General features: G+C 75.9%; 26 protein-coding genes. 10 read left to right on the top strand and 16 right to left on the bottom strand.

Annotated elements, in window-relative coordinates; all coding sequences use genetic code 11:
* From ET471_RS13715 to ET471_RS13730, 4 genes are read right to left on the bottom strand one after another with little or no spacing between them, the layout of a single operon-like run.
* Positions 1 to 1,626 (bottom strand): carboxyl transferase domain-containing protein, encoded by a 1,626-nt coding sequence (locus ET471_RS13715; RefSeq protein WP_129189186.1) that lies wholly within the window; start codon positions 1,624 to 1,626, stop codon positions 1 to 3.
* Positions 1,623 to 3,038 (bottom strand): dihydrolipoamide acetyltransferase family protein, encoded by a 1,416-nt coding sequence (locus ET471_RS13720; protein WP_129189187.1) that lies wholly within the window; start codon positions 3,036 to 3,038, stop codon positions 1,623 to 1,625. The genes ET471_RS13715 and ET471_RS13720 overlap by 4 nt, the downstream gene beginning before the upstream one ends.
* The gene (locus ET471_RS13725) at positions 3,035 to 4,045 is read right to left on the bottom strand and encodes an alpha-ketoacid dehydrogenase subunit beta (protein ID WP_129189188.1); all 1,011 of its coding nucleotides are present in this window, start codon (positions 4,043 to 4,045) and stop codon (positions 3,035 to 3,037) included. The genes ET471_RS13720 and ET471_RS13725 overlap by 4 nt, the downstream gene beginning before the upstream one ends.
* The gene (locus tag ET471_RS13730; protein ID WP_129189189.1) at positions 4,042 to 5,295 is read right to left on the bottom strand and encodes a thiamine pyrophosphate-dependent enzyme; all 1,254 of its coding nucleotides are present in this window, start codon (positions 5,293 to 5,295) and stop codon (positions 4,042 to 4,044) included. Before ET471_RS13730 ends, ET471_RS13725 begins: the two co-directional genes overlap by 4 nt.
* A gap of 142 nt (positions 5,296 to 5,437) precedes the next feature.
* On the opposite strand from ET471_RS13730, the gene ET471_RS13735 reads away from it, so the two are divergent.
* The gene (locus ET471_RS13735) at positions 5,438 to 5,911 is read left to right on the top strand and encodes an Lrp/AsnC family transcriptional regulator (RefSeq protein ID WP_129189190.1); all 474 of its coding nucleotides are present in this window, start codon (positions 5,438 to 5,440) and stop codon (positions 5,909 to 5,911) included.
* A gap of 1 nt (position 5,912) precedes the next feature.
* Here the strand turns inward: ET471_RS13735 and ET471_RS13740 are convergent, their stop codons facing one another.
* Positions 5,913 to 7,301, bottom strand: a complete 1,389-nt coding sequence (locus ET471_RS13740; RefSeq protein ID WP_129189191.1) for an acyltransferase family protein — start codon at positions 7,299 to 7,301, stop codon at positions 5,913 to 5,915.
* 196 nt (positions 7,302 to 7,497) lie between these two features.
* Here ET471_RS13740 and ET471_RS13745 point away from each other — a divergent pair, with 196 nt between their 5' ends.
* Together ET471_RS13745 and ET471_RS13750 are read left to right on the top strand one after the other, a co-directional pair.
* Positions 7,498 to 8,772, top strand: coding sequence for an aminotransferase class V-fold PLP-dependent enzyme (locus tag ET471_RS13745; protein WP_129189193.1), 1,275 nt, complete (start codon positions 7,498 to 7,500; stop codon positions 8,770 to 8,772).
* Positions 8,772 to 9,851, top strand: coding sequence for a DsbA family protein (locus ET471_RS13750; protein WP_129189195.1), 1,080 nt, complete (start codon positions 8,772 to 8,774; stop codon positions 9,849 to 9,851). The genes ET471_RS13745 and ET471_RS13750 overlap by 1 nt, the downstream gene beginning before the upstream one ends.
* A 4-nt stretch (positions 9,852 to 9,855) precedes the next feature.
* Here ET471_RS13750 and ET471_RS13755 read toward each other — a convergent pair whose 3' ends face one another.
* The 3 genes from ET471_RS13755 to ET471_RS13765 all read right to left on the bottom strand — a co-directional run bounded on the left by ET471_RS13755 (position 9,856) and on the right by ET471_RS13765 (position 11,780).
* The gene (locus ET471_RS13755; protein ID WP_129189197.1) at positions 9,856 to 10,713 is read right to left on the bottom strand and encodes an oxygenase MpaB family protein; all 858 of its coding nucleotides are present in this window, start codon (positions 10,711 to 10,713) and stop codon (positions 9,856 to 9,858) included.
* The gene (locus tag ET471_RS13760) at positions 10,710 to 11,315 is read right to left on the bottom strand and encodes a YdcF family protein (RefSeq protein WP_129189199.1); all 606 of its coding nucleotides are present in this window, start codon (positions 11,313 to 11,315) and stop codon (positions 10,710 to 10,712) included. Before ET471_RS13760 ends, ET471_RS13755 begins: the two co-directional genes overlap by 4 nt.
* An 87-nt stretch (positions 11,316 to 11,402) precedes the next feature.
* Positions 11,403 to 11,780 carry an ArsR/SmtB family transcription factor gene (locus ET471_RS13765; RefSeq protein WP_129189201.1) on the bottom strand — a complete coding sequence of 126 codons (378 nt, stop codon included), beginning with the start codon at positions 11,778 to 11,780 and terminating at the stop codon, positions 11,403 to 11,405.
* 83 nt (positions 11,781 to 11,863) lie between these two features.
* On the opposite strand from ET471_RS13765, the gene arsM reads away from it, so the two are divergent.
* Together arsM and ET471_RS13775 are read left to right on the top strand one after the other, a co-directional pair.
* Complete coding sequence (gene arsM, locus ET471_RS13770; protein WP_129189203.1) at positions 11,864 to 12,700, top strand: arsenite methyltransferase; 837 nt, start codon at positions 11,864 to 11,866, stop codon at positions 12,698 to 12,700.
* A complete protein-coding gene (locus ET471_RS13775; RefSeq protein WP_129189205.1) occupies positions 12,697 to 12,912 on the top strand; it encodes a hypothetical protein in 216 nt (71 codons plus the stop codon). The genes arsM and ET471_RS13775 overlap by 4 nt, the downstream gene beginning before the upstream one ends.
* 52 nt (positions 12,913 to 12,964) lie before the next feature.
* On the opposite strand, the gene ET471_RS13780 is transcribed toward ET471_RS13775, so the two are convergent.
* Together ET471_RS13780 and ET471_RS13785 are read right to left on the bottom strand one after the other, a co-directional pair.
* Positions 12,965 to 13,369 (bottom strand): arsenate reductase ArsC, encoded by a 405-nt coding sequence (locus tag ET471_RS13780; RefSeq protein ID WP_129189207.1) that lies wholly within the window; start codon positions 13,367 to 13,369, stop codon positions 12,965 to 12,967.
* A 25-nt stretch (positions 13,370 to 13,394) separates the two neighbouring features.
* A complete protein-coding gene (locus tag ET471_RS13785; protein WP_129189209.1) occupies positions 13,395 to 14,090 on the bottom strand; it encodes an arsenate reductase/protein-tyrosine-phosphatase family protein in 696 nt (231 codons plus the stop codon).
* 57 nt (positions 14,091 to 14,147) lie between these two features.
* On the opposite strand from ET471_RS13785, the gene ET471_RS13790 reads away from it, so the two are divergent.
* Together ET471_RS13790 and ET471_RS13795 are read left to right on the top strand one after the other, a co-directional pair.
* A complete protein-coding gene (locus ET471_RS13790; RefSeq protein ID WP_129189211.1) occupies positions 14,148 to 14,660 on the top strand; it encodes an aminoacyl-tRNA deacylase in 513 nt (170 codons plus the stop codon).
* Between the two features lie 154 nt (positions 14,661 to 14,814).
* Positions 14,815 to 15,171: a hypothetical protein gene (locus ET471_RS13795; RefSeq protein WP_129189213.1), complete on the top strand. Its 357-nt coding sequence runs from the start codon at positions 14,815 to 14,817 to the stop codon at positions 15,169 to 15,171.
* Positions 15,172 to 15,219: 48 nt separating this feature from the next.
* On the opposite strand, the gene ET471_RS13800 is transcribed toward ET471_RS13795, so the two are convergent.
* The 3 genes from ET471_RS13800 to ET471_RS13810 form a co-directional block, all read right to left on the bottom strand.
* On the bottom strand, positions 15,220 to 15,981 hold the full coding sequence (locus ET471_RS13800) for an MBL fold metallo-hydrolase (protein ID WP_207207273.1): 762 nt from the start codon (positions 15,979 to 15,981) through the stop codon (positions 15,220 to 15,222).
* A gap of 5 nt (positions 15,982 to 15,986) precedes the next feature.
* Positions 15,987 to 16,811, bottom strand: coding sequence for an alpha/beta fold hydrolase (locus tag ET471_RS13805; protein WP_129189215.1), 825 nt, complete (start codon positions 16,809 to 16,811; stop codon positions 15,987 to 15,989).
* Positions 16,812 to 16,914: 103 nt separating this feature from the next.
* Complete coding sequence (locus tag ET471_RS13810) at positions 16,915 to 19,671, bottom strand: helix-turn-helix transcriptional regulator (protein ID WP_129189217.1); 2,757 nt, start codon at positions 19,669 to 19,671, stop codon at positions 16,915 to 16,917.
* A 127-nt stretch (positions 19,672 to 19,798) separates the two neighbouring features.
* On the opposite strand from ET471_RS13810, the gene ET471_RS13815 reads away from it, so the two are divergent.
* Positions 19,799 to 20,614 (top strand): alpha/beta fold hydrolase, encoded by an 816-nt coding sequence (locus tag ET471_RS13815; protein WP_129189219.1) that lies wholly within the window; start codon positions 19,799 to 19,801, stop codon positions 20,612 to 20,614.
* A gap of 106 nt (positions 20,615 to 20,720) precedes the next feature.
* Entirely contained in the window at positions 20,721 to 21,479 is a 759-nt protein-coding gene (locus ET471_RS13820) for an aldolase/citrate lyase family protein (protein ID WP_129189221.1), read from the top strand.
* Positions 21,480 to 21,507: 28 nt separating this feature from the next.
* Here ET471_RS13820 and ET471_RS18080 read toward each other — a convergent pair whose 3' ends face one another.
* The 3 genes from ET471_RS18080 to ET471_RS13830 form a co-directional block, all read right to left on the bottom strand.
* The gene (locus ET471_RS18080; protein ID WP_165350500.1) at positions 21,508 to 21,672 is read right to left on the bottom strand and encodes a hypothetical protein; all 165 of its coding nucleotides are present in this window, start codon (positions 21,670 to 21,672) and stop codon (positions 21,508 to 21,510) included.
* 64 nt (positions 21,673 to 21,736) lie between these two features.
* Positions 21,737 to 22,033, bottom strand: coding sequence for a metal-sensitive transcriptional regulator (locus tag ET471_RS13825; RefSeq protein ID WP_129191018.1), 297 nt, complete (start codon positions 22,031 to 22,033; stop codon positions 21,737 to 21,739).
* Positions 22,034 to 22,086: 53 nt separating this feature from the next.
* Complete coding sequence (locus ET471_RS13830) at positions 22,087 to 23,826, bottom strand: FAD-dependent oxidoreductase (protein WP_129189223.1); 1,740 nt, start codon at positions 23,824 to 23,826, stop codon at positions 22,087 to 22,089.
* Positions 23,827 to 24,132: 306 nt separating this feature from the next.
* On the opposite strand from ET471_RS13830, the gene ET471_RS13835 reads away from it, so the two are divergent.
* The gene (locus tag ET471_RS13835; RefSeq protein ID WP_129189225.1) at positions 24,133 to 25,734 is read left to right on the top strand and encodes a complex I subunit 5 family protein; all 1,602 of its coding nucleotides are present in this window, start codon (positions 24,133 to 24,135) and stop codon (positions 25,732 to 25,734) included.
* The last annotated feature ends 3 nt before the right edge of the window (positions 25,735 to 25,737 follow it).

Below are 25,737 nucleotides of genomic sequence, written 5' to 3' on the forward strand. Positions count from 1 at the left end.
TCACATCCGGAACAGCCCGAACGCGGGCTCGGGGAGCGGGGTGCGGGCGCAGACGGCGAGCGCGAGGCCCAGCACGCGGCGGGTGTCGCGGGGGTCGATGATGCCGTCGTCCCACAGGCGCGCGGTCGCGTGGTACGGGTCGCCCTGCCGCTCGTAGCGGTCGCGCACCGCGGCCCGGAATGCGGCCTCGTCGTCGGGGTCCCACGCCTCGCCGGACCGCGCGAGCTGGTCCTTCTTGACCGTCGCGAGCACCGACGACGCCTGCGCGCCGCCCATGACGGAGATCCGGCTGCCGGGCCACGACCACAGGAAGCGCGGCGCGTACGCTCGCCCGCACATGGCGTAGTTGCCCGCCCCGAACGACCCGCCGACGATCACCGTCAGCTTCGGCACCCGCGTCGTCGCGACGGCGGTGACCATCGTGGCGCCGTTCTTCGCGATGCCGCCCGCCTCGGCGTCGGTGCCCACCATGAACCCCGCGACGTTCTGCAGGAACACGAGCGGGATGCCGCGCTGGTCGCACAGCTCGACGAAGTGCGCGCCCTTGAGCGCCGACGCGCCGAACAGCACGCCCTGGTTGGCCACGATGCCGACGGGGTGCCCGCAGATCCGCGCGAAGCCGGTCACCAGGGTGGTGCCGTACTCGGCCTTGAACTCGTGCAGCACGCTGCCGTCGACGACGCGGGCGATCACCTCGCGCGGGTCGTAGGGCTGCTGCACGTCGGCCGGCACGGCCGCGTACAGGCCCGCGGGGTCGACGGCGGGCTCGACGGCGTCGGCCACGTCCCACGCCGGTGCCGGGTCGGGCGGCAGCGTGGCCACGATGCCGCGCACCAGGTCGAGCGCGTGCTCGTCGTCGTCGGCGAGGTGGTCGACGACGCCGGAGCGGCGGGCGTGCAGCGCGCCCCCGCCGAGCTCCTCGGCGCTGACGACCTCGCCGATCGCCGCCTGCACGAGCGGCGGGCCGCCGAGGAAGATCGTGCCCTGGTCGCGCACGATGACGGTCTCGTCGCTCATCGCGGGCACGTACGCGCCGCCCGCGGTGCACGACCCCAGCACGGCCGCGATCTGCGGGACGCGCGCTGCCGAGAGGCGGGCCTGGTGGAAGAAGATCCGGCCGAAGTGGTCGCGGTCGGGGAACACCTCGTCCTGGAGCGGCAGGAACGCGCCGCCCGAGTCGACCAGGTAGACGCACGGCAGCCGGTTCTCCCACGCGACCTCCTGGGCGCGCAGGTGCTTCTTGACGGTGAGCGGGTGGTAGGTGCCGCCCTTGACGGTCGCGTCGTTGCACACGACCATCACCTGCCGGCCCTCCACGAGCCCGATGCCCGCGATCACCCCCGCGCCAGGCCACGGGCCGGCACCGCCGTCCGCCGGCGCGTCGATGCCGTAGCCGGCGAGCGGCGCGATCTCCAGGAACGGGCTGCCCTCGTCGAGCAGCCGCTCCACGCGCTCGCGCGGGAGCAGCTTGCCGCGGGCCAGGTGCGTGGCCCGCGCCCGCTCGGGCCCGCCGACGGCGGCGGCCGCGGTGCGCTCGCGCAGCTCGGCGGCGAGGGCCCGCTGGGCTGTCTCGGTGCGGCGGGCGGCGTCGGACCGGGGGTCGACGACGGTGGCCAGGACGGTCACGCGGCACCCCCGGAACGCGCGGGCCGGGGCCCCTCGGCGGTCGACGGGGCTCCAGCGGCCGAGTCCTCCACGGGCCCGACCACCGAGGGCGGGCGCTGCTGCGGCGCCACCACCAGGGCCAGCGCCGGGTCGCCCAGGACGGCGCCGAGGTCGGCGAGGAAGCGGGCCGCCTGCTCGCCGTCGACCACGCGGTGGTCGAACGTGAGGCTCAGCGTCACGACGTCGCGGAGCGCGACCTGGCCGTCGTGCTCCCACGGCAGGCGCCGCACCGCGCCGATCCCGAGGATGCCGGCCTCGCCCGGGTTGAGGATCGGGGTGCCGGCGTCGACGCCGAACACGCCGACGTTGGTGATCGTGAACGTGCCGCCGGTGAGGCGCTCCGGTGCGGTGCGCCCCTCGCGGGCCGTGCGCGTGAGCTGCGTGAGCGCGGCCGCGAGGTCGGGCAGCGCGAGGGTGTCGGCGGCGGGGACGTTCGGCACCACGAGGCCGCGGTCGGTGGCGACGGCGATCCCGAGGGTCACGTGCGCGGGCTGCACGATCTCCGCGGACCCGTCGGGGAGGTCCACCCAGCGGCTCCCGAGCGCGGGGTGCGCACGCAGCAGGGCGCACACCGCCCGCGCGACGAGGGCCAGCACGGTGATCCGTTCGCCGCGGGCCAGCGGATGGCTGCGCAGCCGTGCGAGCAGCTCCATGCTCGCCGTGGCGTCCACCGTGAGCAGCACGGACGCCTGCGGGGCGGTGAAGGCGCTCGCGACCATGGCCGCGGCGGTGTGCTTGCGCACGCCGCGCACCGGGGTGCGTGTCTCGGCCGCGCCGGCGGCGGGTGCGGCGACCGGGACGGGCGCCGCGGCTCCGCCGGCGCCGGCCGCTGCCGCGCCCTCGACGTCCTGGCGTGTCACGCGTCCGTCGGGCCCGGAGCCGGGGACGCCCGTCAGGTCGACGCCGAGCCGCCGCGCGAACGCCCGGACGCCTGGCGTCGAGCGGGCCCGGTCGGCGGGCGCGACGGCGGCGAGCGGCGTGACCTCGGCGGGCAGCAGCGAGGACGTGGGTGTCGCGGCGGCGTAGCGGCGCGGGCGGCGCGTCGGGCGCCCGCCCCGCTCGGGCGCGGCACCGTACCCGACGAGCGTCGGAGCGGCGGGCTCGGGCTCGGCGCCCGCGGCCGGCGCCTCGTCCGCCACGTCGAACGTCACGAGCGGCTCGCCCACCCGCACCGTCTGCCCCTCCTCGGCGTGCAGGCCCGTGACGACGCCGTCGAACGGCGACGGGATCTCGACGAGCGCCTTCGCCGTCTCGACCTCGGCGATCACCTGGTTGAGCGCGACGGCGTCGCCGACGGCGACGTGCCACGCGACGACGTCGGACTCGGTGAGGCCCTCCCCGAGGTCGGGCAGGTGGAAGACGCGCGCGCTCACCGGGCCACCGCCCCGGTCGCGGGCACGCGGCCCAGCACGCGGTCGACGCCGTCGAGGATGCGGTCGAGGTCCGGCACGTGGTGCATCTCGAGCTTCGCCGGCGGGTAGGGGATGTCGTGGCCGGTCACGCGCACGGGCGCGGCCTCGAGGTACTCGAAGCACCGCTCGGTGGCGGTCGCGGCGATCTCCGCGCCGACGCCGGCCTCGTGAGGCCCTTCGTGCGCGACGACGAGCCGTCCCGTCCGCCGCACCGACGCGGCGACGGCGTCGTGGTCGGCGGGGGACAGGGACCGCAGGTCGATGACCTCGACGGAGACGCCGTCGTCGGCGGCCGCGGTGGCGGCGTCGACGGCGGTGGCGACGAGCCCGCCGTACGTCACGAGCGTGACGTCGCTGCCGGGGACGACGACGCGGGCCGCCCCCATGGGGGGCGAGTCGGCGAGCGCGGCCCCGGTGTCCACCTCGCCCTTGGCGTAGTACCGGCGCTTGGGCTCGAAGAAGACGACGGGGTCGTCGCACGCGACGGCCTGCTGGACCACGGTGTACGCGTCCTGCGGGCTCGCCACCTCGACGACGCGCAGGCCCGGGGTGTGCACGAAGTACGCCTCGGGCGACTCCGAGTGGTGCTCGGCGGCGCCCGTGCCGCCCCCGACCGGGATGCGGATCGTGATGGGCAGCCGGACCGTGCCCGCGGTGCGCGCGTACATGCGGGCGACCTGGCTGACGATCTGGTCGAAGGCCACGTAGACGAACCCGTCGAACTGGATCTCGACCACGGGCCGGTAGCCGCGGTACGCCAGGCCCACGGCCGTGCCGAGGATCCCGGCCTCCGCGAGCGGGGTGTCCAGGACGCGGTGCGGGCCGAACTCGGCCTGGAGCCCGTCGGTGACGCGGAAGACGCCGCCGAGCCGGCCGATGTCCTCGCCGAGCAGCACCACCGAGGGGTCGTCCGCCAGGCAGCGGCGGAGCCCGAGGTTGAGGGCCTTCGCGAGCGTGAGCGTCGTCATCGGGCACCGCCCGCGGCGTCGTCGGCGAACCCGGCGAGGTACCGCGCGTACGCGTCGCGCTCGGCGTCCAGGGCCGGGTGCGGCAGGGCGTACACGTGGTCGAAGATCGCCAGGGGCGGCGGGGTCTCGCTCGCCGCGAGGTCGGTCCGCAGCGCGGCGGCCACCTGGTCGGCGACGTCGCGCACGTGGGCGTCGGCGGCGTCCGTCAGGACGCCGCGGCCTCGCAGGTACGCGGCGAACCGGTCGACGGGGTCGCGCCGCACCCACGCCTCGACCTCCGCGGCCCCGCGGTACCGGGTGGGGTCGTCGGCCGTCGTGTGCGGGCCGCGGCGGTACGTCACGGCCTCGACGAGCGTCGGTCCGCCGCCTGTCCGCGCCCGGTGCAGCGCCGCCCGCGTGACGGCCAGCACGGCCAGGACGTCGTTGCCGTCCACCTGCACGCCCGCCAGCCCGAAGCCCCCGGCGCGGGCCACGAGCGGCACGCGCGACTGCAGCGTCACGGGCTCGGAGATCGCCCACTGGTTGTTCTGGCAGAAGAACACCACGGGCGCCGACCACGTGGCAGCGAAGACGAACGCCTCGCTGACCGCCCCCTGGCTCATGGCCCCGTCGCCGAAGTAGGTGACGACCGCGGCGGTCCCGTCGTCCGCAGCGCCGTCCTCCGCAGTGTCGTCATCGGGGGCGCCGTCGCGCTCCGCGTCGGCGAGGATCCCCATCGCGTACCCCACGCCGTGCAGGGCGTGGCCGCCCACGATGACCTGCGGGGTGGCCATGTTGACCGCGTACGGGTCCCAGCCCGCGGTGGCCACGCCCCGCCACTCGCGCGCCAGGTCCACCGGGGCGACCCCACGCACGTACGCGACCCCGTGCTCGCGGTAGCTGCTGAACACGAAGTCGTCGCGGCGCAGCGCGTGCGCCGACCCGACCTGCGCCGCCTCCTGCCCCAGCACCGGCGGCCACAGCGCGAGCTCGCCCTGCCGCTGGAGGGCGGTGGCCTCGGCGTCGATGCGCCGCACCACCACCATGTCCTCCAGGAGCCGGAGGAGGGCTCCGTCGTCGGCGTCGACGTCGGTCAGCCACCGGTCGTGCTCCGGCCACGGGTGCCGGACGCCGTCCGGGTCCAGGAGCCGGACCGTGCCGGCCCCGTCGTCCACGGGGTGCCCGTCCGGCACCCCCGTCGTCAGGTCGTCGCGTGCGAGGCCTGCGGGTGACAGGCCGTCGCGCGTCGTCGAGTCCGTGATGCCTGGCATGGTCGCCTCGCCTCGCGTCTCCGCCGGTCCTCCTCGTCGAGCACCGGGTTCCCTCGGAACGTAACGCCCGTCACAGTTCGCGAGAAGTGCACCCCGACACGCTGAGCGGAACGCCCAGCGACCAGCGGTTACGCTGATCGATGTGCGCAGCTACGACGCTGTCGACCTCGCCATCCTGGCGGCGCTCGCGGACCGTCCGCGGGCGACCATCGCTGCGCTCGCGGCGGAGCTGCGCATGTCGCGCAACACGATCTACGCCCGGCTCGCACAGCTCGAGGAGGCGGGCGCGTTCCTCGACTTCGACCGCAGCCTGAACCCGCACTACCTGGGGCACTCGCTCACGGCGTTCCTCGAGGTCGAGGTGCGGCAGAAGGAGCTCGCCCGCATCGTCGTCGAGCTGCGGAAGATCCCCGAGGTGGTGCAGGCGTACGGCCGCAGCGGCACCGCCGACCTCCAGGTGCAGGTGGTGTGCCGGGACACCGACCACCTGTTCCGCATCGACGCGGCCATCCTGGCGATCGACGGTGTCGAGCGCACGGAGACGTCGCTCTCGATGGGGGAGCTCATCCCGTACCGGCTGCGGCCGCTCATCGAGAAGGCGCGCCGCGAGCTGTGACCTACCGGGCGCCGGCCGCCGCCGGGAGGCGCGGGCGCGTCTGCTCCTGGTCGGGTCCGCGCCCGCCCCGGGACCGCCGGCGGGCGACCGCCAGCATCGCGGACGCCGCGAGGACCAGCACCAGCGCGCCCGTCGGCACCATGAACGGGCCGTGCGGCCCGCGGCCGGCCGATGCGAGCCAGAACATCCCGCCGATCGCGGCGAGGTAGCCGCCCACCACGACGCCGAGCGACGGCGCCGGGCCCGGCCGCGCGCCGGGAGCCGGGGCGGCCTTCCGGGCGAGGATCCGCGCCTCGAGCCGCCCGATGGTGGCGACCAGCAAGGCCATGACGAGCGTGAGCGTCGCGATCCACGGGATGCGTCCGAGCCACCAGGCGCCCGACCCGACGTCGGCCGACGGCAGCCACCCGAGAGCGTCGAGGACGACGGCCCCGAGGAACGCGGCCACCATGTGCCACAGGAACAGCGTCAGAGCCACCCCGTTGAGCCCGACGACGACGGCCCACGCCCGCCGGCGGGCCATCAACCGCTCGGCCGGCCCCGCGACGAGCACGGCGATCGCGAGCTGGGCCGCGGCCAGCAGCATGAGCGCGACCGACGGCGGCGACGGGTTCTGCATCGCGGCGCCCGGCACGGACACCATGGACACGGGGTACGGACCGACGCTCGTGAGCAGCACGAGCGCCGCCACCGACCCGGCGAGCAGCGCCGCCGCCCGCCGCACGGTGAGCCGCAGCGACCCGTCCTGCCACGCGAACCCGGCCTGGTGGATCGCCAGCCACCCGAACACCGAGCTCGCGCCCGCGGCCAGCTCCACGCCCGTCGTCAGCCGCAGCACGTCCCCGACGACGACGACGGCGAGCATCGCCGCCGGCACCCGGAGGCCGAACCGGCGGTGCAGCGCCAGCATCGCGGGCGTCAGCGCGATGACGCCCAGGTACACCACGAGGAACCACAGCGGCAGCACGACCACGGCGACCACGTCCGCGAGGAACGCCTCGTCGACGCCGACCCAGCCGCTCACCAGGGCGCCCGCCGCCGTGGCGAGGAGCAGCACGGCCATGGGCGGGAACACGCGGCCCGAGCGGTCGAGCAGCCACTGCGCGGCGCCCCCGCCCCGCTCGCGGTGCCGCGACCAGGAGATCGCGTTGGCGTACCCGCCCACGAGGAAGAACAGCGGCATCACCTGGAACAGCCAGGTCAGGTGGTGGACGTCCGTGAGCTGGGGGAGCGCGGTGTAGCCGATGAGGCGGCCGTCGGCGGTGCGCTCGACCGTCATGAGCAGCCAGTGGCCGATCACGACGGCGCCGATCGCGACGGCGCGCAGCAGGTCCACGTGCCGGCGCCGGGTCGACGGCGTGCGTGCGGCGAGCTCCTGGATCGTCGGCATCGTGCCCCTCTCGTGCGTGGTCGGTCCCGCTGGACGGTCGTTCGAGGGTGCCGTACCGGCGGCGACGCGGTCCCCGTCTGGCGCGGTTTCGACCCTGCGGCGGCTGCGGCAGCGGCGCGTCACGTCCTGCGGCTGATTCGGCCACCTGCGGCTTCCGGCTTCGGTCCACGGCGGGTGCGGCCCCTACCGTCGACGTATGGACCAGCCGCACACGACCACCCCCGCGAGCGCCGCGCCGCGCCGCGGCCGGTGGCCCTGGCGCGCCCCGCGCGCCGCGGCGGCACCGGTGGCGGCCACGGAGCGGTACGGCTTCGGCTACCTGGCGGCGGAGTCCGTCTACCTCGACTCGGCGTGCCAGACGCTGCGCCCCGAGCCGGTGGTCGACGCCCTCGACGCGTACTACCTGGACTACAACGCGTGCGGCGGCCGCGTGAAGTACGCGTGGGGCCGTCAGGTCGACGAGAAGGTCGAGGCGACGCGCGACGCCGTCCTCGCGACGCTCGGCCTGCCGAAGCGGTCCTACGCGACGTCGTTCACGCTCAACACCACGTACGGGCTCAACCTGCTGCTCCAGCAGCTGCCCGCCGGACGGTACCGCCGCGTGATCACCACGCACACGGAGCACAACTCGGTGTTCCTGGCCACGATGGCGTTCGCGCGCCGCGAGGGCGTCGAGCGACTCCTGCTCGAGCGCGACGACGCGGGCGCCCTCGTCTACCGCGACGAGGACCTCACGGACGCGCTCGTCGTCGTCTCGGCGATGAACAACGTCGACGGGGCCCCGACCCTCGGCCTGCCGGAGCTCGTCGCGGCCGTCCGGCGCCGCGGCGGCACGACCGTCGTCGACGCCGCGCAGGCCATGGCGCACGCCCTGCCGCTGGTGCGCGGGCTGCGGGCCGACGCGGTCTGCTTCTCCGCGCACAAGGTCTACGGGGCGTCGCTCGGCGTCGTCGCGGCGTCGCACGAGCTGCTGGGCAGCCTCGAGGTGTCGTTCCTGGGCGGCGGCATGGTCGCGAACGTGACCGAGTCGGGCTTCACGCTGCTGCCCGAGCTGCACACGCGCCTCGAGGCGGGCCTCCAGCCGTGGGCCGAGATCATCGCGCTCGGCGCCGCGCTCGCGTGGCTGGGCGGCGTCGAGGCGGCCACGGGCGAGGCCCACGAGGCGCGCGAGCGCCGCCTCGCCGCGTGGCTCCACGACGGCCTGGCCGAGCTGCCCCGCATGCGGCTCCTGGGCGAGCGCGGGTCGTCGCTGCTGAGCATCATCCCCGAGCGCGTCGACGGGCACCGCCTGGCCGGGTTCCTCTCCAAGGCCGAGATCATGGTCCGTTCGGGCTACTTCTGCACCCACCACTGGCTCCAGGAGCGGGAGGGGTACGACCCGCTCGTCCGCTTCAGCCTGGGTGCGCACACCACGCAGGACGACGTCGACCGGACGCTCGACGTCGTCGGGAAGCTCCTGCGGGGTCTGTGATGCCCTGCATCGTCTCGTTCGTCGTGCTGCTGGTGCTGTCGGCGTTCTCGGCCCGGCACCGCAAGCTGCTGAAGAAGTCGTGGGGCTGCGTCACGCGCCGCGTGACCCTGCGGGCCTGCGACTCGTCGTTCGCCGACGACGTCAAGACGTCCCTGCTCGCACCGCTGGCCCTGCGCGTGCCGCGCCTGGTGCGGCCGGCGAGCGCGGCGCTGACGGTCGCCACCTGGGTGACCGTGCTCTCGCTGCTCGTCAGCGCGCTCGTCGTGGCACGCGGCGGGCTCAACCTGCTGGCGTACGGCACGTGCGACAGGCAGAACCCGCAGGCGTGCCTGCTCACCGCCGAGGCGTGCACCGTCGCGGCCGACGAGCCGGGCTTCTGGGAGTCGCTGACCCGTGGTGACGTGGTCGGCGCCGTCCGCAACGAGGCGACGTCGCTCGCCTCGACCGTCTCGACCATCCCTGGCCGCTTCCGCACCTGGGACGCCGCCGACCACACGCCCGCGTACGCGAGCTTCTCCGGCGGCTACCGCGAGGGCCTGCCCACGGTGCTCGAGGTGCTCGACCCGGGCTGCGTCTTCTGCGGGCGCCTGTACCGCAACATCGCCGAGTCTGGCCTGTCGGAGCGCGCGAACGTCACCTTCATCGCCTACCCGATCCTGCGCGAGGGCGAGCCGCAGTTCGCGAGCTCGATGCTCATCGCGCGGTACCTCACCGCGATCCGCGTCGTCGAGGGCGAGGGCGGGCCCGCCGCCGACCCCACCGACTGGGCGGTCCTGCGCCACCTGTTCACGGGGGAGCGGCCCGACGGCCTCGGCTGGCAGGTCTGGTTCAACGACCTCGCGTCCCCCGCCGAGGCGGAGGCGCAGCTCCAGGCGTGGCTCGCCGAGGCCGGGCACGACGCCGCCACGGTCGCCGAGATCGCGGCGCTCGCCGCCTCGGACCGGGTGGCCGACCTCCTTGCCGCGAGCCGCGTGATCGTCGAGGACGAGATCCGCACGGTCACGATCCCGACGCTGATCGGCGGGGGCGGGCTGCACCGTGGCCTGGTCAGCGTGGACCGGCTGCGGTCGATGCCCTGAGACGTCACGCCTCCGGGAACGTCCCCAGGTCCTCGACGCGGTACCCGTGCGGGTAGGTCCGCAGGGACGACAGGTCGGCGGCCGTGACCGGCCGTCGTCGCGGCGGGAGCAGCCGCACCACGCGGCCGCGCAGGCGGAGCAGGGTGCGGCACGCCGCCACCACGGGCGCGGGCGGGCGGGGGTACCGGAAGGCCCGGCACAGGTGCTCGTCCAGGATCGAGAAGGCGAACAGCCGCACGACGGGCGCGGGCAGCAGGCGGTAGGGCGGGAAGGTCCGCAGCAGGCGCAGGGTCGCGTCCGCGACCGACCGGCCTCCGGCGTCGTACGCGAACCGCTCGGCCTCGTAGGCGTCGAGCAGGTCGGCGAACGCGGCGTACGTCGTCGGGATGCCGGTGATGCCCATGCGGCGCCCGAGCGCCGCGTAGTAGACGACGGTCGCCTCGACCTCCGTGCCGGTGAGGCGCCGCCAGCCGTAGGCACTGATCCACCGCACGGGCATGACCACGAAAGTGGCGAGCACGTAGCGCATGTCGTCGTCGGGGATGCCGTAGGCGCGGTGCATGTGGTTCATGCGCCGCACCGCGGTGCGCCCCTCGGCGCTGGCCATGCCGTGCGTCAGGACGGCGTCGAGGATGAGCACGGTGTCGTCGTGCCGCTTCTGCGTCCGCTCGGTGAGCTCGGCCGTGCGGGCCAGCAGCCCGCCGATCGACGGCACCGCGTAGGTGCGGAACAGGGCGAAGCTCAGCGCCTGCTGGACGTCCCACGGGAACTCGTACGTGGCGACCAGCCGCACGATCTCCTCCGCCTGCGTCACGGGATCCATCGCACGGATCGCCTCACGCCGGGCGTAGCGCCGGGTCATCCTCCGAGCGTAGGGCTGCGGACCCAGCCCGCGTCGGTCCGGGTGAGCAGGTCGCGGCCCGCGCGCCGCATGGCGCGCAGCTCGGCGGTCTCGCGCCGTACGCTCCGGGGCGTCGTCTCCTCCCAGGTCGCGCGTGTCATGCCGCGCCGGGTCTGCCGGTTGAAGGGCTCGTAGGCGGCCGTGTAGATCCGTTCCAGCCCGGGTACCTGCTCGGCCAGGTGCACCAGCGCGCGCCGGTGGAACCACTTGACGACGGCGATGACCGTCCGCACGCCGCCCAGCTCGTCGAGCAGCGGCCGGACGAGCAGCGCATTCTCGTAGGTCGACGTCGACGCCGTCTCGCACCGGATCGCGGTGGCGGGAACGCCGCCGGCCACGAGGAGGTCCCGGTGCAGCAGCGCCTCGCAGGCACCGTCCCGGCTGCGGGCCGAGCCTCCCGTGGTGACGACCACGGGGGAGAGGCCTTGCCGGTACAGGTCGGCCGCGACCTCCGCGGGCGTCCAGTGCGAGGTGCCGAAGACGACGATCGCGTCGGCGGGCCCGACGGCGCCGCTGGAGGTCTCGACGAGGGCGACGTCGGCGTCGCCGAGGGGGAGGGGCATGACCCCGGATTCTGCTGCGGGCGACCCGCCGACGCCAGTGCCCGACCGTGGCGGCGTCGCACCCGACCGACGGTGGCGGCGCCGGCGTCAGGCCGTGGGCAGCACCGCGGCGACCGCGCCCTGCAGGGCGTCGCGCGCCGCCGGGGCGACCGCGTAGTGCGCCCACCGGCCGCGCTGCTCGCGCGTGACCAGCCCGGCCTCGACCAGCAGCTTCATGTGGTGGGACACCGTGGGCTGGGAGAGACCGACCGGCTCGGTCAGGTCGCAGACGCAGGCGTCGCCGTCGGGGGCCGCGGCGATGATCGACAGCAGGCGCACCCGCGCCGGGTCCGCCAGCGCCTTGAACGTCCTGGCCAGGGCGGCTGCCTGCTCGGGGCCGAGACCGGCGGGCGCCGGGGCGCAGCACCCGGCCGCGGGAGCCTCGAGGAGGGGAGGAGGGTGGTCACGAGAGACATCCTCGCACACGCATTGACAAACGTCGATGCGTGGTTCACGGTTCTCATATCGAAGTTCTTCGATGAAGTTTCGGCGGTCGACGGGAGGCCACGATGGCGGACGAAGCAGTGCGCGTGGACGAGGCGGTGCGTGAGGGCGAGGCGGTGCGCGAGCACGTTCGCGAGCGGTACGCGGAGGCGGCGAGGACGGCCCGCGCGGGCCGGCTCGCCGAGGCCGACGAACAGGCGACGGCCGCCCTGGAGGAGTGCTGCGGCGGGTCGTCCTGCTGCGGCCCGTCGGGCGCCGTGCAGGTCCGGTTCGGTCGCGGCCTCTACGACGAGGCGCAGGTGGCCGGCCTGCCCGAGACGGCGGTGCTCGCGTCGCTCGGCTGCGGCAACCCGACCGCGGTGGCCGACCTGCGCGCTGGCGAGCGCGTGCTCGACCTGGGCTCGGGCGGCGGCATCGACGTGCTCCTCTCGGCCAGGCGCGTCGGCCCCACCGGCTTCGTCTACGGCGTCGACATGACCGACGAGATGCTGGAGCTGGCCCGCGCGAACGCGGCCGAGGCCGGGGCCGGCAACGTCGAGTTCCGCAAGGGCACCATCGAGGACCTCCCGTTCGACGACGCGTCGGTCGACGTCGTCATCTCCAACTGCGTCGTCAACCTGTCCACGGACAAGCCCGCCGTGCTGGCGGAGATGTTCCGCGTCCTGGCGCCGGGCGGGCGCATCGGCGTCTCCGACGTCGTCGCGGAGGACCACGTGACGCCCGCGCAGCGCGCCGAGCGGGGCTCGTACGTCGGGTGCGTCGCCGGGGCGCTGTCGCGGCGGGAGTACCTCGACGGGCTCGCGGCCGCCGGGTTCGTGGACGCGAGCGTGCGGTTCACGCACGAGGCCGCGCCCGAGATGCACGGTGCGATCGTCCAGGCGACCAGGCCGAGGGAGGCATGACCGTGCGGGTCTCGCCCGAGATCGAGTACCGCGTCTACCTGGCCGAGCTGGCGGAGCGGGAGCGCCGCCTGGAGCTGCGCCGCCTGGCAGCGGAGCGGACCCCGAGGCGCCCCCACCGGGACCCGGCCGGGACGCTGCGCGCCTGGCTGCGGGACGTCCGCCGGCCGCGGGTCGCGACGGCGTCCGCCTGCTGCGCGCCGGTCTGCTGCTGAACGGACGACGCCCGGGAGGCCGCACCCCTGCGGGTGCGGCCTCCCGCGTCTCTCAGGCGACGGCGTCGACGCCGAGCTCCGCGAGCAGCACGCGCACGCGCCGCTCGATCTCGTCACGGATGGGGCGGACGGCCTCGATGCCCTGCCCGGCCGGGTCGTCGAGCTGCCAGTCCTCGTAGCGCTTGCCGGGGAAGATCGGGCACGCGTCGCCGCAGCCCATCGTGATGACGACGTCGGAGGCCTGGACCGCCTCGGTCGTCAGGACCTTGGGCGTCGCGGCGCTGATGTCGATGCCGCGCTCCGCCATCGCCTCGACGGCGACGGGGTTGACGGCGACGCCGGGCGCCGATCCCGCCGAGCGGACCTCGACGGCGCCGTCGGACAGCGCCGTGAGGAACCCGGCGGCCATCTGGGAGCGGCCGGCGTTGTGGACACAGACGAACAGGGCGGACGGCATGGTGGCTGCTTTCGTTGGTGAGGGTTCAGCGGGGTGTGACGACGCCGGACAGGGCGTCGACGCGGGCGGCGAGGTCGGCGAACGCGTCGTCGAAGGCCGCGTCGGTGCCGACCGGCACCGGGTCGGGGACCGACCAGTGGAGGCTCCCGGCGGCGCCGAGCTCCTCGTGGGCGGAGTCGCCGAGCTCCTCGTGGGCGGAGTCGCAGACGGTGACGACGACGTCGTCGGCGGCGAGGAGCCCGTCGAGCGAGCGCGGCACCGCGTCGGGCAGGGGCAGGCCGTGCCGTCGTGCGGCGGCGACCGCCCCGGGGGCGACGCGCAGGGCGGGGTGGGTGCCCGCGGAGGTGGCCGGCACGGCCGAGCGGCGCGCCCAGAGGGCGGCCGCGAGCTGGGACCGTGCCGAGTTCCCGGTGCACACGAAGACGACGCGGCGGGCCGCGAGCGCCGGGGCGGGCAGCAGCCCGGCCAGGGCGCCCGGGCTCAGGTGCACGTAGGTGCGGCGCCGGTCGGACTCCGAGCGCGTGCGCGTCAGCAGGCGCGCCCGCTCGAGGATGCCGAGGTGGTGCGCGACGAGGTTGGAGGCGATGCCGAGCTCGCGCTGCAGCTCGACCGGGGACGCGTCGCCGAGCGTGAGCAGGTCGACGATACGCAGGCGCACGGGATCGGCGAGCGCGGCGAACCGCTCCACGCGCCCGTCGAGGGATTCTCGCTCAACGTTCATTGACTCAATGATCATTGAGTTCTAGTGGGGTCGTCAAGCCGCGCGGTACGGTCGGGCGTGCCTCCCGAGACGCCCGCCCCCGACGTCGCCCCGCGCGAGCGCGCCCGCCAGGCGCTCGACGCCGCGGGCGCCCCCTACGCGATCACCGAGCACGGCCCCGTCGACTCGCTCGAGCAGGCGGCGGCGGCCCGCGGGCTGCGGCCCGAGCAGGTGCTCAAGACGATCGTCGTGCGCCGGGGCGAGGACGACTTCCTCTTCGTGCTCGTGCCCGGCGGGCGGCAGATCTCCTGGCCCAAGCTGCGGCACCTGCTCGGCGTCTCGCGGCTCTCGCTGCCCGACAAGGACGTCGCGCGCGAGGTGACGGGCTACGAGCGCGGCACCATCACGCCGTTCGGCTCGTGGCGCGCCTGGCCCGTCGTCGCGGACGCGCACGTGGCGGGGGCGGGGCCCGTGTCCGTCGGCGCGGGCGCTCCGGGCGTCGCCGCGACGCTCGACGCCGACGCCCTGGTCCGCGTGCTCCGCGCGGACGTCGCCGACGTGACGGACCTCGCCGCGCCCCGCGACCGCTGAACGACCCCGTTGCCCTCGCCGCCCGCCCGGGGCGTGGCCGGTCGGCCCGCGAGACCGGCCGGGCGTCTCCGCGAACCGGTCCGGCCGCGTCGCGCGGTGTGGCGTGACGCGAAGCGCGCCGCCCGGCGGCGCCCCACGCGGGTAGCGTCGGGGCGTGGACGGCATCGACCTCGCACTCGCCAAGCTGGACTCGGCCCTCGGGAACTCCGGCACGTCGTTCGACGTGCCGCTGTGGGAGGCGCCGTCCGGCAGCCAGGTGGGCGCCGACGTGCGCAAGACGGCCCGGGCCGCGTCCCGCGAGGGCGACAAGCTCGGCGCCGTCCGCCTGCTCGTGGTCGCGGCCGTACAGGCGCGGGCGACGGTGCCCGCGGACGTGCTCGACGACGTCGAGGCACGCGTCGCGCAGACGGACGGGGACCAGGCCGACCGGGACACGATCGCGGAGGCGATCACGATGCTGCGCAACCCGCCACCCGCGCCAAGGCGCGGGCTCTTCGGCCGCCGCCGCTGAGGCGTCCTACTGCGGCAGGTTCATGAGGGTGTCGTGCGTCGGCCGGGGCTACACCTCGCTGGGCGTGCCGGGTTCGAGCCAGCGGACCGGCGCGCCCGTCAGGGCGGCGCGCAGCCGCTCCGCGGGCTCGGAGAAGTGGGACCACCCCTCGTAGTGGACGGGCACCGCGACGCGCGGCGCGGCGAGGCGCACCAGCCGGACGGCGTCGCGGCCGTCCATCGAGTAGCGCAGCGGTCCCGTGACCGGGAACCGGACGCGCCCCAGGTGCATGAGCAGCACGTCGACGTCGCGGCGTCTCGCGAGCCGGCGTACCGGGGCGTGGAGCACGGTGTCGCCGGTCATCCAGAGCGCCACGCGGTCGCCGTCGCCGGGCGTGAGGGCGAAACCGACGACGTCGCCCGCCACGGGCCGGCTGAGCGGCGGCCCGTGGCGGCACGGCGTCGCGCGGACGTGCAGGGGCGGGCGGCCGTCGCCGGCGAGCGTGACGGTCTCGCCGGGGCGGAGCCCGCGCACGTTCGGTGCGCCGAGGCGGTCGCGCCCGGACGCGGTGGTGAGCACCGTGGTCGCGGAGGGCAGCAGGGCGCGGCCGCGGTCGTCGAGGTTGTCGGCGTGGTGGTCGTGGCTGAGCAGGACGACGTCGACCGGCCCGAGCTGCTCGGGCTCGAGCGCCGGGCCTGCCACCTTGGTGGACGACGTGCCGAGCCCGAAGCCGTAGGTGCGCCCGGGCGGGTCGAACGTGGGGTCGGTGAGGATCCGCCAGCCGTCGAGCTCGACGAGCACGGTCGGCCCGCCCAGGTGGGTGAGGCGCACGGGAGTCAGCCGTCGACGAAGGCGAGGAGGTCGGCGTGGAGGCGGTCGCGGTCGGTGTCGGGCAGGGCGTGGCCGCTGCCCTCGTAGACCGTGAGCGTGGCGCCGTCGACGAGGGCGGCGGAGCGCTTGCCGCCGACCTCGAACGGGACGATCTGGTCGTCGTCGCCGTGGATGACGAGGGTGGGGACGTCGATCTTGGCCAGGTCGGGGCGGAAGTCGGTGGCGGAGAACGCGGCGATGCACTCGTAGGCGGCGCGGTGGCCGCAGGCCATGGACTGGAGCCAGAACGCGTCGCGGAAGCCCTGGGCGACGTCGCCGCGGCGGTTGTGGCCGAAGAAGGGGCCGTCGGCCAGGTCGCGGTAGAGCTGGGCCCGGTTGGCGGCCTCGCCCGCCCGGATCCCGTCGAACACGCTGACGTCCATGCCCTCGGGGTTGTCGTCGGTGCGCAGCATGAGCGGGGGGACCGCGGAGACGAGGACGATCTTGGCGACGCGGGCGGTGCCGTGGCGGCCGACGTAGTGGACGATCTCGCCGCCGCCGGTGGAGTGCCCGACGAGGGTCAGGTCGCGCAGGTCGAGGGTCTCGATCAGGCAGGCGAGGTCGTCGGCGTAGGTGTCCATCTCGTTGCCGTGCCAGGTCTGGCTGGAGCGGCCGTGCCCGCGGCGGTCGTGCGCGATGGCGCGGTGGCCGTGCTCGGCAAGGAACCGGGCGGCGGCCTCCCAGGCGTCGGCGTTGAGCGGCCAGCCGTGGCTGAGCAGCACGGGCGTGCCGTCCGTTCCGTAGTTCTTGTAGAAGATCTGGGCGCCGTCGTCGGCGGTCACGGTGGGCATCGGGACTCCTCGGTGAGGTGACGGTGAGGGTGACGTGGTGCTTCGAGCCTGCGCCGGTGGCCGGGCGCCCGCACCACGTAAACCACGTAGTCCGCGGGACGGGTCAGGGTTCGCGCGGCTCGAGGTGCTCGGCGAGCTGCCGGCGCGAGGAGATCCCGAGCCGCTGGAACACCTTGCGCAGGTGGTAGTCGACGGTGCTGGGGCTGAGGAACAGCTGGGCGGCGATCTCGGCGTTGGTGCTGCCCGCCGCGGCGAGCCGGGCGACGGTCCGCTCCTGGGGCGTCAGCGGGGCGATGGGCGCCTCCGCGCCCACCGGGCCGGCCGCCCCGGCCGCCCCCGCCCCGGTCGCGGCGAGCTCGGCCTGCCCGCGCGGCACGAAGATGCCCGCGCCGCACCCCTGGAGCAGCCGGACGGCGAGGCGCAGCTCGTCGGCCGCGTCCCGCCGCCGGCGGGTGCGCCGGAGCCACTCGCCGTGGAGCAGGTGGGTGCGCGCCAGGTCGGTCGCGGCCACGGTGCGCGACAGCGCCTCGATCGCGGCCTCGAAGTGCGCCCCCGCGGCGTCGTCGGGCGCGAGCAGCGCGAGGCAGCGCTCGGTGACCCCGCGGCACCAGGGCGCCCCGTTCGCGGCGGCCCGCTCCTGGAGCAGGGCCGTGACGCGGCGGGCCGCGTCGAGGTGGCCGCTGCGGGCGGCCGCCTCGACGTAGTCCGGGTACTGCAGCGGCGTGAGCTGGAGGAACGGGTCGTCGACGAGCGGGGCGAGGCGGTCGAACGCGTCCTGGTAGGCGCCGTCGGCCAGGTCGCGGACCCCGAGCGCCCACGCGCCCAGGTCCTCGACGCCGCCGAAGCCGGTCGCGGCCGCCCCGTCGGTGACGGCGCCGACGAGGGCGCGCGGCGCGCCCTGCCACGCCATGACGGGGGCGTTGACGACGTTCTCGCTGTCGTAGCCCATCGCCCGGCGCACGGCGAGCACCTTCTCGGTGAACCCGACGGCACGGTCCACGGAGCCGCCGAGCAGCTCGGCCGCGGACGCGACCCAGGCCAGGGTGTCGATGACGCGCAGGGCGCCCGCGTCGCGGGCGGCAGCGTAGGCGCGGTCGAGCGCCCGGGCCCGCGTCGTGTCCTCCCACAGGAACGCGCCGAGCGCCGCGACGGCCGTGCCGAGGTGCATGAGCTCGCCGTCGGGGCGGTCGCACAGGGCGTCGAAGGCCGCCCGGGCGGGCGCGACGGCGTCGGCGTACGGCAGCAGGACGACGGCGGCGAGGCCGCGCAGCACGGTGGCGTCGCGCCCGCCGGCGTCCGCGGCGGCGTCGAGGCGGCGCCCCAGCGCGCCGAGCGTCGTCCCCGTCATCGAGCGGGCGACCGTCACGGCGGCCTCGAAGGCCTGCATGAGGGTCCGGCGCTCGAGGTCGGGCTCGCGGCCGTGGAAGTCGTCGGCGGCCGCGACGAGGGTGGCGACGGTGCCGCGCAGGTTCTCGCCGTCGGCGAGGAACAGCGTCAGCTGGTAGCGCACCACGGTGCCGCGGCCGCGCGTCACGGGGTCGGCCGTCTCCGCCGGGACGCTCTCGACGAGCCGGCGCGCGACGTGCACCGCACCGACGGTGAGCGCCGCCTCGGCGGCGCTGATGCGCCGGGCGTCGCGCTCCGGGCCGGGCGGGGTGAGGTCGGCGGCGCGGGCGAGGATGCGCGCCCGCGAGGCCGACGCCCCGCGGCGGGCGGCGAGCTCGGCGGCGTGCGCGAGGCGCGCCGCGACCGCCGGGTCGGGGCCGGCCGCGGCCCGCGACGCGTGCCACGCCTCGAGCTCGACGTCGCCCAGGTGGTCGGCGGCCGCCGCCAGCGCTCGGTGGGCGCGCCGCCGGTCCACGCCGCTCGCCGCGTCGTAGCACGCGGCCCGCGCGAGCGAGTGCCGGAACCGGACCACGGGCGAGAGCGTGACGAGGCCGGGGATCTCGACGCGGTCGACGCCGTCGGCGCCCAGCCCGAGCTCCTTGGCCGCCGCGGTGATGAGCTGGAGGTTCCCGGACGTGTCGGCGGCGGCGAGCAGCACCCACGTGCGCACGACGGCGTCGTGCTGCGCGAGCCGCTGGGCGTAGTGCCGCTGGAGGTGGCTCCCCACCGGGACGTTCCCGTCGCCGACGGCGAGCTCGCCGAGCTGCGGGCCGGTGAGGTCCGCGGCGAGGTCGATGAGGGCGAGCGGGTTGCCGCCCGTGGCGCGGGCGACCGCCGCGGCGGCGGACGGGTCGACCTGCGTGTCCAGGGCGCGGCCGAGCAGGTGGAGCGACGCGCGCGTGTCGAGCCCGTCGAGCGGCAGCCGCTCGATCCCGCCCATCCGCTCCGCGACGGTCTCGTGCCGCGCCGCGACGACGAGCGCGACGCGCTCCTGCGCGAGCCGCCGGCCCACGAAGGCCAGGGCGTCGACGCTGTCCGTGTCGAGCCAGTGGGCGTCGTCGACGACCCCGACGACGGGGGAGGCGTCCCCGGCGCGGCCCAGCAGGCCCAGCAGGCCGAGGCCGACGAGGAACCGGTCCGGCGGCGGGCCCTCGCCCTGCCCCGTGGCGACCTCGATCGCCTGCCGCTGCCGTGGCGGCAGGTGCCCCAGGTGCTCCCGCAGCGACGAGACCAGCCGGTGCACCGCCGCGAACGGCAGCGTCGACTCCGACTCGTACCCGTCCAGGCGGACCACCTGCGACCCGGCGGTGACCGCGGCGGCCGCGGCGTCGTCGAGCAAAGCCGTCTTGCCGATGCCCGGGTCGCCCAGCACGAGGAGCGCCCCGCCGCTCCCGTTGCGCGCGTGACCGAGGAGCGCGCCGAGGCGCGCCTTCTCGTCGTCGCGACCCACCAGCCCCGCGCCAGCAGCCGTCACGCCCCACAACGTAGGGCCGGGAGCGCCCGCCCGCGCGGGGGACTACGTGCCGCACGTGGTCCGTCCCCGCACGCCGCGGCCCGACGATCGTCGCACCAGCCCCGCACCACCTACCCGGAGGAGAACGATGCGCACCCCACGCCCGCGGCGCCGCCTGACGGCCGTCGCAGCACTCACCGCCGCCGCAGCCCTCGCGCTGTCGTCCGCCGCGTCCGCCGGCGGCCGCCACCAGGGCCCCGACCGGCCGACCATCGTGCTGGTGCACGGCGCGTTCGCCGACTCCAGCGGGTGGAGCGAGGTCGCCGAGGACCTCACCGACCGCGGCTACGACGTCCTCGCCTTCTCCAACCCGCTGCGCGGCCCGGCGTCCGACGCCGAGTACCTGCGCCAGTTCCTGGCCACGATCGAGGGCCCCGTCGTCCTCGTCGGGCACTCGTACGGCGGCGTCGTCATCACGAACGCGGCGACCGGAGACCCGGACGTCGAGGCGCTCGTCTACGTCGCCGCGTACGCCCCGGCGGAGGGCGAGAGCGTCGCGGCCGCGAACACGCTCGGCGGCGGCCACCCCACCGTCACCGACCACCTCGTCGTGCGCCCCTACCCCGGAGCCCCGGCGAACGACGCCGACGCCTCCATCGACCCGGCGTGGTTCCCGCAGCTCTTCGCGCAGGACCTGCCGCGCAAGGAAGCCCGGTTCCTCGCCGCCAGCCAGCGGCCCGGGGCGTTCGGCGCACTGCTCTCCCCGTCCGGGGTCCCGGCGTGGCAGACGATCCCGAGCTGGTACGTCGTCGCCGACGACGACCGCATCATCCCGCCCGAGGCGCAACGCGTCATGGCCGCCCGCGCCGGCGCCGACACCGTGCACGTGCGCAGCTCGCACGTCGTGATGATGAGCCACCCCGACCTCGTCACCAAGGTGATCGTGAAGGCGGCCCGGAGCTGACCCGGCCGCGCGGCCGGGCGATCCCAGAGCGACGGGAGCCCGCCGCCGCGCGGACCCACCTGCGTACCCTCCCGAGGTCGTCGCACGACACCTCGGGAGGGTACGCATGCGGTACTCGGCGTTCCGGAAGACGCCTCCCGTCCTGCTGCGCCAGTTCCTGCCGACGCCGTCGGTGACGTCGTGGGCGCTCGCGGCGGGGTACGACGGCGTCGTCCTCGACCTCCAGCACGGCGAGCTGACCACCGAGTCCGCCTGCGCGCTCATGCGGGGCGTGCCCCACAGCAGGCTGCGGGTGTTCGTGCAGGTCGCCGACGTCGACCCGGGCGGCGTCGCGCGGCTCCTGGCGGCGGGGGCGCGTGGGATCACCCTGGCGGGCGTGGAGACGACCGCGCAGGCTGCCGCGCTGGTCGCGGCGGTCAAGCCGCTCGGCCCCGCCGCGACGCCGGCCCCGGGTGCGGCGCTGGCCGTCGCGCAGGTCGAGACGGCCGCCGGCGTCGCGGCCGCCGAGGCCGTCGCCGCGACGCCGGGGCTCGACGCCCTGCGCCTGGTGCCGTCGCAGCTGGCGCTCTCGCTCGGGCTGCCCGGGCACGGCACCTGGGAGGACGGCCCGGTGTTCGAGGCGATCGAGCGGCTCGCGGCGCTCGCGCGCCGGCGCGACGTGACGTTCGGCGTCTTCGCCGACTCGCCCGGGTACGCCGCCCGGCTCATCGACCGCGACCTCGTCGACTACGTGGTGCTCGGCACCGACGTCTCGCTGCTGGCCGGGGCGATGCGGGACGCGATCACCGACCTCGGCGCGGGTTCGGCGGCGCCGACGGGGTGGCGCCTCGGGCTGCGGTCGGCGGTCGGGAACGCGCGCGCCTGACGGGGCGTGTCCGGAGGTCGTCCGGGGCTCAGCGGCCGAAGAGCCGTCCCAGGAACCCGGTCTGCGGGGCGGCGTCCTCATGCCCAGGGCACCACTGGGCGGCGGGCACGGTGCGCTCGACGTCGGCGACGTGCTGGCCGCAGCCGGCCCAGGTGGTCTTGCCGCAGGTGGCACAGGTGACGGGGTAGCACACGGGGTTCTCCTCGGGGGTGGTGCGTCGTGACGGGTGGTGCGTGTGGTGCGGTGGTTGCCGGGGCTCAGGCGAGCATGAGGAAGAGCTTCTCGAGCTCCTCGGTGGTGAGCCCGCCCTGCGTCTCGGCGGCGCCCTCGGGGTCGGCGGCGCACTCGCGCATCGCCGTCGCGACGATGGCGAAGCCCGCCCGGTCCAGCGCGCTGGAGACGGCGGCGAGCTGCGTGACGACGTCGCGGCACGAGCCGCCCGCCTCGACGGCGGTGATGACGGCGTCGAGCTGGCCGCGGGCGCGGCGCAGGCGGTTGACGATCTTGCGCTGCGCCTGCGCGCGCGCCTCGGGCGACGGCGTGGCGTCGGGCATCACGTCGGGCACGACGTCGGGCGTGGCGTCGGCGGCGGGGGAGCCGGTGGCGTTCATCGGGCGAGCACCTCCTCGGTGACCAGTCGGGCGTCTGCGGCGCGGCCGAGCGCCGCGCGCAGCGTGAGCATGCCACCCGAGAGGGAGGCGGAGTCGAACCCGTTCGCCACGAGGACGCGGTGCGCGATGTGCGCGCGCACGCCGGACTGGCACGTGACCCGCACGGGGCGGCCGGCGGCGGCGTCGCGCACCTCGGCGAGCCGCGCGCGCAGCTCGGTGTGCGGGACGTTGAGCGCGCCGGGCAGGTGCGCGCTCGCGAACTCGGCGGCGCTGCGGACGTCGAGCACGAGCGCGGTCGCCTCGACGTCGTCGAGGTCTGCGGCGTGCCAGAGGCGCAGCGTGCCGTCGAGCACGTTGGCGGCGAGCATGCCCGCGAGGTTGACCGGGTCCTTCGCCGCGCCGAAGGGCGGGGCGTACGCGAGGTCGAGGTCGACGAGGTCCTCGGCGGTCAGGCCGCCGCGGATCGACGTGGCGAGCACGTCGAGCCGCTTGTCGACGCCGTCGGCGCCCGCGGCCTGCGCGCCGAGGATCCGGCCGTCCTCGCCGACGTGCAGCACCAGGTGGACCTGCGTGGCGCCCGGGAACCAGCCCGCGTGCTGGCTGGGGTGCAGGTGGATCGTGTGGTGCGCGATGCCCGCGGCGTCGAGCTCGGCGCGGTTGGCGCCCGTGAGCCCGGCGGCCAGCGTGCCGACGCGCACGATCGCGGTGCCGACGGCCGGGGGGATCGGGCGGGCTGTCGCAGGGCGCAGGATCGCGTCGGCGACCTGCCGCCCGGCGCGGTTGGCGGGTCCGGCGAGCGGGACCGGGCGGCGGGCGCCCGTGACCGCGTGCGTGGACACGACGGCGTCGCCGGCGGCCCACACGCCCGGAAGGCTCGTGCGGCCGTGCGCGTCGACGACGATCGCGCCGCGCTCCGTGGCGATCCCGGCCGCCTCGAACACGGCCGTGTCGGGGCGCACGCCGACGGACAGCACGACCAGGTCGGCGGGCAGGCGCGCGCCGTCGCCCAGGACGACGACGTCGTGCTCCGGCCCCGGCTCGACGGCCGTGGCGGCGGTGGCCTCGTGGACCGCGATGCCCAGGCGCGTGAGCTCGTCGCGCACGAGGCTGGCGAGCTCGGCCTCCAGCGGGGGCAGCACGTGGTCGGCGAGCTCGACGAGCGCGACGTCCAGCCCGGCGGCGGCGAGCTGCTCGGCTGCCTCGAGGCCGATGAACCCGGCCCCCAGGACGACGGCCCGGCGGGCGCCGGCGCCCACCCAGCCGCGCAGCGTGACGGCGTCGGGCACGGTCCGCAGGGTGCGCACGCGCGGCGAGTCGATGCCGGGCAGGGGCGGGCGGACGGCCTGCGCGCCGGGGGCCAGCACGAGCGCGTCGTACGCGATCGTGCGGTCGCCGTCGGGCGTGCGGGCGGTGACGGTGCGGGCGGCGGCGTCGAGCGCGACGACGTCGTGCCGCGTGCGCACGTCGAGGTTCAGCGCGGCGCGCAGCGAGTCCGGCGTCTGCACGAGCAGGGCGTCGGCCGAGGCGATCTCGCCGCCTACGTGGTACGGCAGCCCGCACCCGGCGAACGACACGTGCTCGCCCCGGTCGAGGACGACGATCTCGGCGGACTCGTCGAGGCGGCGGGCGCGTGCCGCTGCGCTCATCCCGGCGGCGACGCCGCCCACGACCACGATCCTGGTCGGGCGTGCGCTGTCGTCGGGGGTCGTCTCGAAGGTGTTCTCCCGGGGTGCCATGGTCGAGACCATATACCCCCGGGGGTTTAATTCGCCAGCTCGTCGGCTGTGGGGCCGGTCACCTGTCCGACGGGCGTCGTCCCGGTGCGGGGCAGGTCGAGCCCGCCCGGCGGCGTCCTCCCACCGTGGCCGCGGGTGCCGAAACCCGGGGCGTTTCGAGCCTCCCCCGCGTTCGCGAGGCATCCTCGACCTAGTCTCAGATGGCACACGCGGGGGACGACGCGGCCGGCACGCGGGGGGCGGGGGCCCGCCGCGCGCCCGGCGCCCACCTTCCTCCACGACGCCACCGAGACGGGAGGACGGACGATGGTCGCCCTGGTGCTGGCCCCCGTCCTGCTCGGGGTCGCGCTCTACAAGCTGCCGCTCGCCGCGGCGCGCGTCCTCGCGCTGCTCGGCCAGGCGGGCCTGGGCGCCGCGACCGTGGCGCTGCTCGCACGCACCGCCCGCGACGGCGAGCTCGTCGACGTGCTCGGCGGGACGCAGCGCCTGCTCCACGTCACCCTGCGCGCCGACGCGGCCGCGCTGACGTTCGTGCTGCTCAGCGTCGTGCTCTTCTCCGCCGCGATCGTCTACGTGCTGGGGGAGCGGTACGCGAGCACCACGCTCCTGCTCCTCCTGCTCGCCCTGCAGGGCCTGACCGCGGGCCTCTTCCTGGCCGACGACATCTTCACGCTGTTCGTCCTGTTCGAGGTCGCGACCCTCGTCGGGATCCTGCTCGTGATGTTCCGCGTCGAGCGGCGGTCGGTGTACGACGGGCTCTTCTACCTGACGATCCAGATCGTCGCGATGCTCTTCTTCCTGTTCGGCGTCGCGTACCTGTACCGCGCCTTCGGCGTCCTCGACGTCACCGAGATCGGCCGGCTCGTCGCGACGGGCGCCGACCCGCACGCGCTCGTGCTGCCGTTCGCGTTCCTGCTCACGGGGCTGGCGCTCAAGGCAGGCTTCTTTCCGCTGTTCAGCTACGTGCCGCGCGCGTACGGCAACCCCGGCGCGCCCACCGTGGTGCTCATGCTCATGTCCGGGGTGCTGGCCACGGGCGCGATGTTCTGGGTCGCGCGCCTCGTCGCCGTGTTCGTCCCGGCGCTCGACCTGCGCGGGTTCCTCGTCGCCCTCGGGCTCCTGACCGGCGTCGCGGGCGCGGTCAAGGCGCTCGCGCAGCAGGACGTCCGGCTGATCCTCGCGTACTCGACCGTGTCCCAGGCGGGCCTCGTCACGATCGGGCTCGCCGCGGGCACCGCGACGGCGACCGGCGGCGGGCTGCTGCACCTGGTCAACCATGCGCTGCTCAAGTCCGTGCTGTTCCTCGCGGCCGGCGTCGTCGTGCGCACCTACGGGACGGCGAAGCTCGCCGAGCTCCGCGGCGTCGCGCGGCGCCTGCCGTGGGTGGCGGGCGCCAGCATGGTCGCGGTGCTGGGCATGGTCGGCGCGCCCCTGACCGGCGCTGCCGCGTCCAAGGACCTCATCCTGCTCGGCGCCACGGGCTGGGCCGAGGTCGCCGCGTGGGTCGTCAACGCGGGCACCATGCTCGTGTTCCTCAAGTACGGGGCGATGTTCTTCGGCACGCCGGCCACGCCCGCTGCGGCGCCGCGCCGCGGCGTCGACCCGACCCAGCGTGTCGTCGTGCTGGCCCTGACCGCCGTCGCGCTCGCGGCGGGCGTGCTCGCGCCGCAGCTCTCCACGCTCATGCTCGGCCCCGACGTCGTCGCCGCCGTGGGGGTGAGCGCCACCAAGGTGGGCGTCTTCGCGCTGCTGGCCGTCGGGGCGTACCTGCTGCGGCGCGCGACGCTGCCGTACGCCCGCCAGGCGCGCGGCCTGCTCCTAACGTCGCTGTCGCTGCCGCAGAGCGTGGTCGCGCTGACCGTGTTCTTCGGGGTCACGGCCCTGGCCGGCACCGTGGCGGTGAGGTGATGG

This window comes from Xylanimonas protaetiae (genome assembly GCF_004135385.1).
GTDB lineage: Bacteria > Actinomycetota > Actinomycetes > Actinomycetales > Cellulomonadaceae > Xylanimonas > Xylanimonas protaetiae.

Coding starts and splice junctions, on each gene's coding strand:
- ET471_RS13725 (WP_129189188.1), bottom strand. CDS start 4,045: ATGACGACGCTCACGCTCGCGAAGGCCCTCAACCTCGGGCTCCGCCGC.
- ET471_RS13805 (WP_129189215.1), bottom strand. CDS start 16,811: ATGCCCACCGTGACCGCCGACGACGGCGCCCAGATCTTCTACAAGAAC.
- ET471_RS13750 (WP_129189195.1), top strand. CDS start 8,772: ATGCCCTGCATCGTCTCGTTCGTCGTGCTGCTGGTGCTGTCGGCGTTC.
- ET471_RS13730 (WP_129189189.1), bottom strand. CDS start 5,295: ATGCCAGGCATCACGGACTCGACGACGCGCGACGGCCTGTCACCCGCA.
- ET471_RS13835 (WP_129189225.1), top strand. CDS start 24,133: ATGGTCGCCCTGGTGCTGGCCCCCGTCCTGCTCGGGGTCGCGCTCTAC.
- ET471_RS13815 (WP_129189219.1), top strand. CDS start 19,799: ATGCGCACCCCACGCCCGCGGCGCCGCCTGACGGCCGTCGCAGCACTC.
- ET471_RS13755 (WP_129189197.1), bottom strand. CDS start 10,713: ATGACCCGGCGCTACGCCCGGCGTGAGGCGATCCGTGCGATGGATCCC.
- ET471_RS13830 (WP_129189223.1), bottom strand. CDS start 23,826: ATGGCACCCCGGGAGAACACCTTCGAGACGACCCCCGACGACAGCGCA.
- arsM (WP_129189203.1), top strand. CDS start 11,864: ATGGCGGACGAAGCAGTGCGCGTGGACGAGGCGGTGCGTGAGGGCGAG.
- ET471_RS13760 (WP_129189199.1), bottom strand. CDS start 11,315: ATGCCCCTCCCCCTCGGCGACGCCGACGTCGCCCTCGTCGAGACCTCC.
- ET471_RS13785 (WP_129189209.1), bottom strand. CDS start 14,090: ATGAACGTTGAGCGAGAATCCCTCGACGGGCGCGTGGAGCGGTTCGCC.
- ET471_RS13775 (WP_129189205.1), top strand. CDS start 12,697: ATGACCGTGCGGGTCTCGCCCGAGATCGAGTACCGCGTCTACCTGGCC.
- ET471_RS13740 (WP_129189191.1), bottom strand. CDS start 7,301: ATGCCGACGATCCAGGAGCTCGCCGCACGCACGCCGTCGACCCGGCGC.
- ET471_RS13825 (WP_129191018.1), bottom strand. CDS start 22,033: ATGCCCGACGCCACGCCGTCGCCCGAGGCGCGCGCGCAGGCGCAGCGC.
- ET471_RS13820 (WP_129189221.1), top strand. CDS start 20,721: ATGCGGTACTCGGCGTTCCGGAAGACGCCTCCCGTCCTGCTGCGCCAG.
- ET471_RS13745 (WP_129189193.1), top strand. CDS start 7,498: ATGGACCAGCCGCACACGACCACCCCCGCGAGCGCCGCGCCGCGCCGC.
- ET471_RS13780 (WP_129189207.1), bottom strand. CDS start 13,369: ATGCCGTCCGCCCTGTTCGTCTGTGTCCACAACGCCGGCCGCTCCCAG.